This is a genomic window from Kribbella sp. CWNU-51 (genome assembly GCF_054073265.1).
Genome location: NZ_JBSXMZ010000014.1, coordinates 207,563 through 217,944, shown reverse-complemented (window position 1 = coordinate 217,944; position 10,382 = coordinate 207,563). Strand labels below are relative to the sequence as shown.

Genomic DNA, 10,382 nt, shown 5'->3' with positions numbered 1-10,382 from the left:
AGGAAGATCTGCCGATCCCAAACCTCCCAACCAGACCCCCAGAACTAAGTAGCGACACGCTACTAGCCAATACGACCCGGCTCCGCTTGGGCTGCTTCGCCTTGCCTCGACGTGCGGGTGTGTGTACCGACGAGCGGGTAGTAGTGCCGGCCGCAGCCACCAGTCAGGCGGGCGGAGGACCATCGGCCGCTCGACGCCAGCACCACTACCCGTTCGTCGGTACGCGTACCGCCTCGCAGAGCCAGCTACAGACGCCGTTATACGGTCGCCCAATGGACTACGCGCAACTCCCCTTCGGTGGTTACCGGTAGCCGCGTTTGAGGAGGTACTTGGCTCCGGCGTTGAAGCCTTCGGGCGTGAGTAGTTCGAAGGCGAAGGTGTCGGCCAGGCGGTCGGTGGTGTTGAAGGCAGCGCAGACGGCTAGTGCGTCCTCGATCTGCTGGGGTGTGGCGCCGGCGGTCAGTACTTCGCGCATGTCTTCGGCGTCGACCTTTCCCTCGCGGGTCAGCTTGCCCAGCATCCGCAACGTTGAGCGGAGTGGCTCCTCGACGGGAGGCGAGTCCGGGTCGGCCAGGACCGCCGCGACTCGCGGGCCGTCCTGGTAGGCCTGGGAGGCGGTTGCGGTGTGGGCGCTGATGCAGAACGCGGAGTCGTTCACCTTGGACACGTAGGCCGCCATCAGTTCGCGGTCGCCGACCGACCAGGCGGATGGTCCGCGCATCGCCTCGTGGGTGAACTCCTTGGCTCGGGCGCCGTAGAAGTCGGGCCGGTAGAAGACCAGCTTGGCGGCGTCCGGTACCGGGTGCCGGGAGAACAGCCGGATAACGGCGAAGAGCATCTTGGTGCCTGGCCCGTAACCGTGGTTGAGGATGCCGAGACGCATGATCAGGCCTCCCGTTGACCGGTCGCTTCGGCGAGGGCGGCCAGTCCGGCTTCGTACTGCCGGGCAGCCTGGCCGACCGCGGCACAGACCACGAGCTCGAAAAGCTGATCCTCGGTGCAGCCCGACGCCTTGGCCGCAGCCAGGTCCTCGTCGGTGACCTGCGCGGGCCTGTCGGCGACCTTGGCGATCAGGGCATCCAACGGCGAGGCCAGCCCGTCGTTCCTGAAGGCACGTGCTCGCTGGTCCGCAGATGCCCTGCCCTCTCCGCTCAGGACTCGATCCACCAGAGCCCGGTGCGCTGCTCGCTTCTTGTCGTCATCCGGCACGGCACTCTCCGCCTCCTCCGCAGCCAGGCTGTCTGCCCTCAGCTCTCTGACGATCGGCACGCGCTGAACGCGACATCCGGCCGAAAACCAGCCGCAGAAGATGTACCCGCAGTCAGATTTGCCGGCTGCGGCCGGCCCGATGGCGGGGCCAGGACAGGACCTGGTGGGTCAGCACAGGCTATTTCGGCTCTTCTCCTGGATGTGTGGGCGAGGTCGGCTGGGGGTGTGCAAGCTGGACAGGACGTGTCGGTCCAGGGTGCTCGTCCGACAAGGCATTCACGCCTGGCCCCGCCCGCCCCGGCAGAGGCCAGGGCCGAGACGTCCTGTCGAGCTGCCCACCCCCGGCCACCGTCCGCACTCCCGCACGCCACCGTCCACACGCCCGGGCTGCCAACCGTCCGCGCCCGACCAGCCGGCACCGGCGGGCAAGTGCGGTGACTGGCCGGGTTCGTCCTGCCGGTGGTGGGACCGTTACCGGTCCCCGGGATGGGACACCGCCTGGGCGCCTCGGACAGGCTGTGCCGTGTCCGATGTCCCCACTACCTGTCCGAGGTCACCGGACCCGGGTCGGCCCGCCGACCACGACATGGCAGGCCCGGCCACCACTCACACATGGAGCAGAAGAGCCGTTATTTCGTGTTCACGCCCCCAGGAGGTGTAGAAACCCCTGAGAGGTGGTCCGACGACCCTTACAGCTTTGACTCGGCCTCGATGAGGACGGCTCGGATGATCTGTTCCATTTCGTCGAAGTGGGGCTGGTCGCAGATCAGGGGTGGAGAGAGCTGGATGACGGGGTCGCCACGGTCGTCGGCACGGCAGTAGAGGCCGGCGTCGAAGAGGGCTTTGGAGAGGAAGCCGCGGAGCAGGCGTTCCGACTCGTCGTCGTCGAACGTCTCCTTGGTCGCCTTGTCCTTGACCAGTTCGATCCCGTAGAAGTACCCAGCACCGCGGACGTCGCCGACCAAGGGCAGGTCAAGCAGCTTCTCGAGTGTCGCCCGGAAATCCCCCTCCCGGCTCCGGACGTGCTCGTTGATGCCTTCGCGCTCGAAGATGTCCAGATTGGTCAGCGCGACCGCGGCGGATACAGGGTGGCCACCGAAGGTGTAGCCATGGGCGAACGTGGTGTCGCCGTGCAGGAACGGCTCGATCAGCCGGTCGGTCGCGATCATCGCACCGAGCGGTGAATAGCCGGAGGTGATGCCCTTCGCGCAGGTGATCATGTCCGGCTGGTAGCCGTACCGCTCGGCGCCGAACATGTGCCCGAGCCGGCCGAACGCGCAGATCACCTCGTCGCTGACGAGCAGTACGTCGTACTCGTCGCAGATCTCGCGGACCCGCTCGAAGTACCCGGGTGGTGGCGGGAAGCAACCGCCCGCGTTCTGCACCGGTTCGAGGAAGACGGCGGCGACGGTGTCGGCGCCCTCGTTCTCGATCGCGACCGCGATCTGGTCGGCGGCCCAACGGCCGAACGCGGCCGGGTCGTCGCCGTGGATCGGGGCGCGGTAGATGTTCGTGTTCGGGACCCGGAAGGTCGAAGGCACCAAAGGCTCGAACGGCGCCTTCAGCTCCGGCAGCCCGGTGATGGACAGTGCACCCTGAGAGGTGCCGTGGTAGGCGATCGTACGACTGATCACCTTGTGCTTACCGGGCTTGCCCGTCAGCTTGAAGTACTGCTTGGCCAGTTTCCAGGCGGTCTCGACGGCCTCGCCGCCGCCGCTGGTGAAGAAGACCCGGTTGAGGTCCCCCGGCGCATAGCCCGCGACCCGCTCGGCCAGCTCGATCGACTTGGGATGCGCGTACGACCAGAGCGGGAAGAACGCCAGCTCGGAGGCCTGCTTGGCCGCCGCCTCGGCGAGCTCGGTCCGCCCGTGGCCCAGTTGGCTGACGAACAGTCCGGCCAGACCGTCCAGGTAGCGCTTGCCGCGGGCGTCGTAGATGTAGGCGCCGTCACCGCGGACGATGACCGGCACCTCGCCGGTCTGGTAGCTCGACAAGCGGGTGAAGTGCATCCACAGGTGATCGCGAGCCGACTGCTGCAGGTGGGCGAAGTCGGCGTCGTCGAGCGTGTCGGACGACATGGTGGTTCCCTCGTCTCAGGCTGGCCGTTGCCCGCCCATCGTGCCTGGAAAAATGCGTTCGGGCAAGTGATTTCGTTCCCAGCGAGCCGATAGTGTGTCGATGTCGGCAGTTCAGATCGGCATCTGATGCGGAATCAGTCGATGGGGTCGCAATACCAAGCACAGCGGGAGGTCGGCGGGGTGGACACGCTGTTCGTCAACGGCTCGGTCTTCGACGGGCTGCGGTACCGGCCCGGCCTGGCCATCGCGGTCCGCTCCGGCCGGATTGCCGCGATCGGTCCCGACCTCGGCGAGCTGCGTGGTGCGCACACCACGGTGATCGACCTGGCCGGCGGCTTGTTGCTCCCCGGATTCGTTGACGCCCACATCCACCCAGTGCAGGGCGGTCTCCAACGCGCCCGCTGCGATCTCGCGCCCGTCTCCGGGCTGGCGGCGTACCAGGAGACGATCGCGCGGTACGCCGTACAGCACCCGGACGTCCCGTGGATCCTCGGCGGCGGCTGGCACCAGCCCGACTTCCCGAGCGCCGCGCCGGCCGCGGCCGACCTCGACCCAGTCACCGGCGAACGTCCGGCCTTCCTGGTGAACGCGGACCACCACGGCGCCTGGGCCAACTCCCGGGCGCTCGCGCTGGCCGGGATCGACGCGCGTACGCCGGACCCGCCCGACGGCCGGATCGAGCGCGGCCCGGACGGATCGCCGACCGGCACCCTGCACGAGGGTGCGATGGACCTGGTCGGCCGGCTGCTCCCGCCGACCACGCACGTCGAGCTGGTCGCGGCCCTGATGGACGCGCAGGCGTATCTGCACTCCCTCGGCATCACCGGCTGGCAGGACGCGATCCTCGGTGCCTACGCGAACATGGGTGACGCGACTCCGGCGTACGTCGAACTCGCCCGTGAAGGCCGCCTGACGGCACGGGTCGTCGGCGCGCTGTGGTGGCAGCGGGACCGTGGCGCCGACCAGATCCCGGACCTCGTCGTACGGCGAGACTCCCTGAACTACCCGCGGTTCCGGGCCGGCAGCGTGAAGATCATGCAGGACGGTGTGGCGGAGAACTTCACGGCCGGGATGCTCGAGCCGTACTTCGACGGCTGTGGTTGCCGGACCGCCAACGCCGGCCTGTCGTTCGTGGATCCGGCCGAGTTGCGGCAGCACGTCACGCGGCTCGACGCGGAAGGGTTCCAGGTTCACGTGCACGCGATCGGCGACCGGGCGGTCCGGGAGGCGCTCGATGCGTTCGAGACGGCGCTGACCGAGAACGGCGACGGCGACTTACGACACCACATCGCTCATCTGCAGGTGATTCATCCCGATGACGTCGGCCGGTTCGCGAAGCTGGGGGTGGCCGCGAACCTGCAGGCGCTGTGGGCGGTGTACGAACCGCAGATGGTCGACCTGACCATTCCGTTCCTCGGGCCGGAGCGGACGGCTCGGCAGTACCCGTTCGGTGCCCTGGCCCGGTCGGGTGCCCGGCTCGCCGCCGGATCGGACTGGCCGGTATCGAGCCCGTACCCGTTGGCCGCCGTACACGTCGCGGTGAATCGCAGGGACGACCGCGCGGCCGACGCATTCCTCCCCGAGCAGGCGCTGGACCTGGCTGCCGCGCTGGCGGCGTACACCTCGGGCAGCGCGTGGGTGAACCACGCCGACGAGACCGGCCGGATCGAGGCCGGGGCGCTGGCGGACCTGGCGATTCTCGACCGCGACCCGTTCGCCGGACCGCCGGACGAGATCGCGCAAGCCCGGGTGCGGGCCACCTACGTTGAGGGCGAGTGCGTCTTCGGCGAAGAATCGAGCAGATAGGACCGTCATGGACCAGACCCTCACCAACATCGTCGACGGCAAGCCGGTGGGCGCGCTGAGTGGCGCGACGTACGGCGTGATCGCGCCGGCGACCGGTGACGTCTACACGCGGGCGCCGTTGTCCGGACCGGAGGATGTCGACCAGGCGATGACCGCGGCCGCGCGGGCTTTCGAGACCTGGCGGGACACGACGCCGGCCGAGCGGCAGTTGGCGTTGCTGCGGATCGCGGACGCGATGGAGCGGCGGGCGGACGAGTTCATCGCGGTGGAGAGCCGGAACACGGGCAAGCCGCTGTCCATCACGGCCACCGACGAGGTGCCGCCGTGTGTGGATCAGCTGCGGTTCTTCGCCGGCGCGGCCCGGGTGCTGGAGGGCAGATCGGCGGGCGAGTACATGGCCGGTCACACGTCCTGGATCCGGCGGGAGCCGATCGGTGTCGTCGGTCAGGTGACGCCGTGGAACTACCCGCTGATGATGGCGATCTGGAAGATCGCGCCCGCCCTGGCCGCCGGGAACACGGTGGTGCTGAAACCGAGCGACACCACACCGGCGTCGACCGTGCTGCTCGCCGAGCTGTGCAACGAGTTCCTGCCGCCAGGGGTGCTCAACGTGGTCTGCGGCGACCGCGACACCGGGCGCGCGCTGGTCGACCACGAGATCCCGCAGTTGGTCGCGATCACCGGTTCGGTCCGGGCCGGGATGGAGGTCGCGTCGGCCGCGGCCCGGCAGCTCAAGCGCACCCACCTCGAGCTCGGTGGCAAGGCGCCGGTGGTCGTCTTCGACGACGCCGACCTGGCGAAGGCTGCGCAGGCAATCGCTGACGCGGGCTACTTCAACGCGGGCCAGGACTGCACGGCCGCGACCCGGGTGCTGGCCGGTCCAGGCATCCACGACGACTTCGTCGACGCCCTGACCGAGCGGGCCAACCACACCCACACCGGCCAGCCCGACGATCCGGACGCGGCGTACGGCGCACTGAACAACGAAGCCCAGTTGCACCGGGTCAGCGACTTCATCCACAACCTGCCCGACCACGCGACCGTCCGCACCGGTGGCGCGGCCGTCGGCGAACGCGGCTACTTCTACGCGCCGACCGTTGTCTCAGGACTCCGGCAGAACGACGACGCGATCCAGCAGGAGATCTTCGGCCCGGTGATCACGGTCCAGCGATTCACCGACGAGGACGAGGCGCTGCGCTGGGCCAACGGGGTCGAGTACGGCCTGGCCTCTTCGGTCTTCACCCGCGACCACAGCCGCGCGCTGCGGATGGCCCGACGCCTCGACTTCGGCTGCGTCTGGATCAACACCCACATCCCGATCGTCGCCGAGATGCCGCACGGCGGCTTCAAGCACTCCGGTTACGGCAAGGACCTGTCCATGTACGGCCTCGAGGACTACACCCGCATCAAGCACGTCATGTCCAACATCGAGGACTAGCGGTAGTGGTCGAGCCGGTTCGCCACCTTGTCGAAGACGGCGCGCTCGTGGTCCTTCGGCGCGTAGACGACCAGTTCGTCGAAGCCGATGCCCTGATAGCGCTCGACCAGCCGGGCGAACCCGTCCTCCGACGCCCACGGATCGATCTGCCCGTAGGCGAGCAGGAGTCGCCGGATCCTCCGGCCGTCGAGGGCCGCGTCCAGGGCCCGCACGCGCTCGACGGACTTCGCGTAGAACTCCTCCTCGGTCGCCGCACCCGGGAACGTCACCCACCCGTCGCCGTGCGCCGCGACGATCGCGAGGGCGCGGGGCGCGTTGGCCGCGATGATCAGCGGCAGCCGTTCCTGCACCGTCCCAGGTGTCATCGCGGCCAGTGAGTACGGGTAGTACGGCCCGGCGTGATCGGCCACGTCTCCCGACAACAGCCGGTCGACGATCGCCACGAACTCGGCCAGCCGCTCGGTCCGCTCCCGCGCGGTCCAGATCGGCGTACCGGCCATGCCGTGGTCGGTCGGCCAGACGCCGGAGCCGATGCCGAGATCGAACCGGCCGCCCGACACGTGATCGAGCGTGGTCGCCTGCTTGGCCAGGACGGTCGGGTGCCGGAACACCAGGTTCGCGATCAGCAGGCCGACCCGGATCCGTCGCGTGGTCGCGGCCCAGCCGGCGATGATGGTCGGCCCGTCGTGCACCGCGATGGCGGGATCGCGCGGGTTGCGCAGGTTGTCGCCGGTCCACAGCCCGTCGAAGCCGGCGTCTTCCGCGATGCCCGCCCAGGACGACGCGTCGTCCCAGCCTGCCGGGTTGACCTTGAGTCCGAAGCGCATACCTGATCCCTCCCGAGGATTCCTGCCAGCCTGCCACAGTGTTCGGTGCGATCCGCCCGAGTGGTCTGCCCGAGGTGCTTTACCGGCCGCGCTTCGTGGGAAAGAGTGAACCGGTGACCCGCATTGCGATCGACAGCGGACAGTCCGCCCTCAGACTCCGAGCCCTCCCGTCGCGCCGTACCGGCAGAGGGCCCGGGTACACCCACGGCCCGGACGCTCCCCGACGCATGCTGGCGGCCATCAGCGACGCCGCGGCCGAGGCAGGTGTCAACGGGCCGGTCGAGGTGGTTGCTCTGGGCCTGACCGGGTACCCGCCCGCACCCGGCGCGGCGGAGGCGTTCGCCGCGGAGGTCGGCGCACTGCTCGATGCCGACGAGGTGCGACTGGCCCAGGACATGGTGACCGCGCACGCCGGCGCCCTGCCCGACGGGTACGGCGTGGTGGTTGCCGCAGGCACCGGATTGGTCTGCCTCGCGGTGGACCGGGACGGCACCTGGCGCAAGCTCGACGGGCATGGGTACCTGTTCGGCGACGCGGGGAGCGCGTTCGCGATCGGCCGCGCCGGCCTGGTCGCGGTCCAGCGTTCCCGTGACGGCCGCGGCCCGGTGACCAAGCTCGCGGACACCGCCCTCGATCCGGTCACTCTCTACCGGTCCTCGACGCTGGTCGACGATGTCGCCCGCTTCGCTCCCGAGGTGCTGCGGTGTGCCGCCGAGGGTGATCCGGTCGCGCACGATCTCGTCGTACGCGCGGCCGGCGACATCGCCGAGACTGTCAGTGCGGCCGTGGCGCAACTGGCCGGCGAAGGCCCTGTTCCGGTTGCGTGTGTCGGCGGGCTCTTCGACGGCGCAGGCGAGCAGCTACTGACTCCGGTCCGTACGGCGTTGTCGCCCAGAGCGCAGCTGACCCCGGCCGTCGGCAACTCGCTCGACGGCGCGGAGCGGTTGGCGACCGGGCCGGTCGGAACGTACGCCGACCTGATCGTGACGCACCGTCGATGACAGCTCTCGCCCCCGGCACCATGGTGGTGTCCTGCCAGGCAGCACCCGGGAACCCGCTCGACTCCCCGGCCGCGATGTCGCTGATGGCCCAGGCTGCCGAGGCCGGTGGAGCCGGTGCGATCCGGGCCAACGGGCCGGCCGACATCGCCGCGATCCGGGCCGTGACCAGCCTGCCGATCATCGGTCTGCACAAGCTCGGCAACCCGGTCGGTGTGTTCATCACCCCGACGTACGAGGCCGCGGCCGGCGTCGTCGCGGCCGGCACCGACATCGTCGCGCTCGACGGCACACTCCGGCCGCGGCCCGACGGACAGCCGCTCGATCGGCAGATCCGCCGGATCCATGACGAACTCGGCGTACCTGTGCTGGCGGACGTGGACAGCCTCGACGCCGGCGTGGCCGCCCGGGACGCGGGCGCCGACCTGGTCGCGACCACTCTGTCGGGCTACACCACGGGTCCTACGCCGACCGGACCTGATGTCGAACTGGTCCGCCGGCTCGCAGCGAGGTTGGACTGCCCGGTCGTTGCCGAGGGCCGGATCCGCACCACCGAGGACGTCCGTGCCGTCTGCGACGCGGGCGCGTACGCCGTCGTCGTCGGCCACGCGATCACCGACCCCACGGACATCACCGCCCGCCTGGTCAGCGCGATTCCCGCGCGGCGGTAGTCCGCTCCGTGTCTGGGCACGTGGAACGAATACCTGGTTGTCTTGGTACACAACACCGACTCGCCTGCCCCTGCCAGATCAAAGCCGGTATGAACGCTGGAGCCCGACGTGACCGAACTCCTCTTGGCCGCGACATCCCTGGATGTCACCCCGCCACCGGGCCACCGGCTGGACGGCTACGCCGCCCGCACCGACCTCGCGACCGGAACCGCGGATCCACTCCGGGCCACGATCATCTGGCTGAGTACGGCGGACGAGCCCGGTGTGCTGTGGCTGACGCTGGACGCGATTGCCGTCGGCAAGGACCTGACTACCGAGCTGGCTGTCGCGGCCGGCGCAGCGGCGGGTATCCCGGCGTCGCATGTGGTGGTGTCCGCTTCGCACACGCATTCCGGTCCGTCCGGTTGGACCGGCGAGATCCATCCGGTCATCCCGGCCGAGCGCGAGTGGGATCTGGTCGACGCGTTGACGTCCACGGTCCGCGCGGTGTGTCTCGCGCGCCGGCCGGTGACGGCGTCGTGGCGGTCGGTCGAGGTGATCGGTGTCGGGACCAATCGGCACCGTCGGAGCGGTCCGCACGACAACACCGCCGGCATCCTCGCGATCCACTCGCCAGGGGGCTCACTCGAGGCGGTTCTGCTGGACTTCGCCTGCCATCCGACCACCTATGGTCCGGAAAACCTGCGGTATTCCGCCGACTGGCCGGGCGCTGCCCGCGCCGCGCTCGCTCCCGCGGTGGTCGGGTTCCTGCAGGGTGCCGCCGGTGATGTGAGTCCCCGCTTCACTCGGCAGGGGCGCGGGGCCGCCGAGGTCGCCCGGCTCGGCGGTCTGCTCGCCTCACGGGTCCGCGAAGCGCTGGCCGGGCCTGGCCTGGCGCTCCCACAGTCGGCACCGGCAATTCGCCGTACGACGCTGGACCTCAAGGTGCGCGAGATCCCGTCGGCCGCCGAGGCCGCCCGACTCGTCGTCGCGGCCGAGGGCCGGGCCAATGGCCAAGACGATCCCTCCGGCCGGATCGCCCAGACCCGGCTCGACGGCGCCCGCGGCCAAGCGCGGATGGCAGCCGTCCCGTTACCGGACTCCCTCGAGCTGCCCATCAGCGTCGTGACGATGGGCGACGTCTGCTGGGTCAACCTCCCCGTCGAACTCTTCGCCGTCCACGGCGCCTGCCTGCAAGCCGACAGCACCCACCCCGTCACCCGCGTCGTCGGCTACACCGACGGCTACTACGGCTACGTCGTAGACCCCTCCGCCGCCGAATCCGGCGCCTACGAAGCCCTCATCACCTACTTCGACCAACCCACCACCACCCAACTGCTCTCCCGCACCACCGCCTTCATGAACACCTAGAGCGC

At 69.7% G+C, this 10,382-nt stretch carries 9 protein-coding genes; 5 read left to right on the top strand and 4 right to left on the bottom strand.

The genetic code is table 11. The annotated features are described in order from the left end of the window. Positions 1-301: 301 nt before the first annotated feature. From ACXC9Q_RS19295 to ACXC9Q_RS19285, 3 genes are all read right to left on the bottom strand, one after another. Positions 302-883, bottom strand: coding sequence for a carboxymuconolactone decarboxylase family protein (locus ACXC9Q_RS19295; RefSeq protein ID WP_457057965.1), 582 nt, complete (start codon positions 881-883; stop codon positions 302-304). A 2-nt stretch (positions 884-885) separates the two neighbouring features. After that, positions 886-1,269: a hypothetical protein gene (locus ACXC9Q_RS19290; protein ID WP_457057964.1), complete on the bottom strand. Its 384-nt coding sequence runs from the start codon at positions 1,267-1,269 to the stop codon at positions 886-888. Positions 1,270-1,898: 629 nt separating this feature from the next. Further along, entirely contained in the window at positions 1,899-3,287 is a 1,389-nt protein-coding gene (locus tag ACXC9Q_RS19285) for an aspartate aminotransferase family protein (protein WP_457057963.1), read from the bottom strand. Positions 3,288-3,428: 141 nt separating this feature from the next. Here ACXC9Q_RS19285 and ACXC9Q_RS19280 point away from each other — a divergent pair, with 141 nt between their 5' ends. After that, on the top strand, positions 3,429-5,093 hold the full coding sequence (locus ACXC9Q_RS19280; RefSeq protein WP_457057962.1) for an amidohydrolase: 1,665 nt from the start codon (positions 3,429-3,431) through the stop codon (positions 5,091-5,093). A gap of 7 nt (positions 5,094-5,100) precedes the next feature. Next, on the top strand, positions 5,101-6,531 hold the full coding sequence (locus tag ACXC9Q_RS19275) for a gamma-aminobutyraldehyde dehydrogenase (RefSeq protein ID WP_457057961.1): 1,431 nt from the start codon (positions 5,101-5,103) through the stop codon (positions 6,529-6,531). Here the strand turns inward: ACXC9Q_RS19275 and ACXC9Q_RS19270 are convergent. After that, positions 6,528-7,358, bottom strand: coding sequence for an LLM class flavin-dependent oxidoreductase (locus ACXC9Q_RS19270; protein ID WP_457057960.1), 831 nt, complete (start codon positions 7,356-7,358; stop codon positions 6,528-6,530). The two genes, ACXC9Q_RS19275 and ACXC9Q_RS19270, sit on opposite strands and share 4 nt — an antisense overlap. 113 nt (positions 7,359-7,471) lie before the next feature. Here ACXC9Q_RS19270 and ACXC9Q_RS19265 point away from each other — a divergent pair, with 113 nt between their 5' ends. From ACXC9Q_RS19265 to ACXC9Q_RS19255, 3 genes are all read left to right on the top strand, one after another. Further along, entirely contained in the window at positions 7,472-8,359 is an 888-nt protein-coding gene (locus ACXC9Q_RS19265; RefSeq protein WP_457057959.1) for an N-acetylglucosamine kinase, read from the top strand. Next, on the top strand, positions 8,356-9,027 hold the full coding sequence (locus ACXC9Q_RS19260) for an N-acetylmannosamine-6-phosphate 2-epimerase (protein ID WP_457057958.1): 672 nt from the start codon (positions 8,356-8,358) through the stop codon (positions 9,025-9,027). The genes ACXC9Q_RS19265 and ACXC9Q_RS19260 overlap by 4 nt, the downstream gene beginning before the upstream one ends. Before the next feature lie 108 nt (positions 9,028-9,135). Continuing rightward, positions 9,136-10,377 (top strand): hypothetical protein, encoded by a 1,242-nt coding sequence (locus ACXC9Q_RS19255; protein WP_457057957.1) that lies wholly within the window; start codon positions 9,136-9,138, stop codon positions 10,375-10,377. Positions 10,378-10,382: the final 5 nt, after the last annotated feature.

Coding starts and splice junctions, on each gene's coding strand:
- ACXC9Q_RS19260 (WP_457057958.1), top strand. CDS start 8,356: ATGACAGCTCTCGCCCCCGGCACCATGGTGGTGTCCTGCCAGGCAGCA.
- ACXC9Q_RS19280 (WP_457057962.1), top strand. CDS start 3,429: ATGGGGTCGCAATACCAAGCACAGCGGGAGGTCGGCGGGGTGGACACG.
- ACXC9Q_RS19285 (WP_457057963.1), bottom strand. CDS start 3,287: ATGTCGTCCGACACGCTCGACGACGCCGACTTCGCCCACCTGCAGCAG.
- ACXC9Q_RS19295 (WP_457057965.1), bottom strand. CDS start 883: ATGCGTCTCGGCATCCTCAACCACGGTTACGGGCCAGGCACCAAGATG.
- ACXC9Q_RS19275 (WP_457057961.1), top strand. CDS start 5,101: ATGGACCAGACCCTCACCAACATCGTCGACGGCAAGCCGGTGGGCGCG.
- ACXC9Q_RS19270 (WP_457057960.1), bottom strand. CDS start 7,358: ATGCGCTTCGGACTCAAGGTCAACCCGGCAGGCTGGGACGACGCGTCG.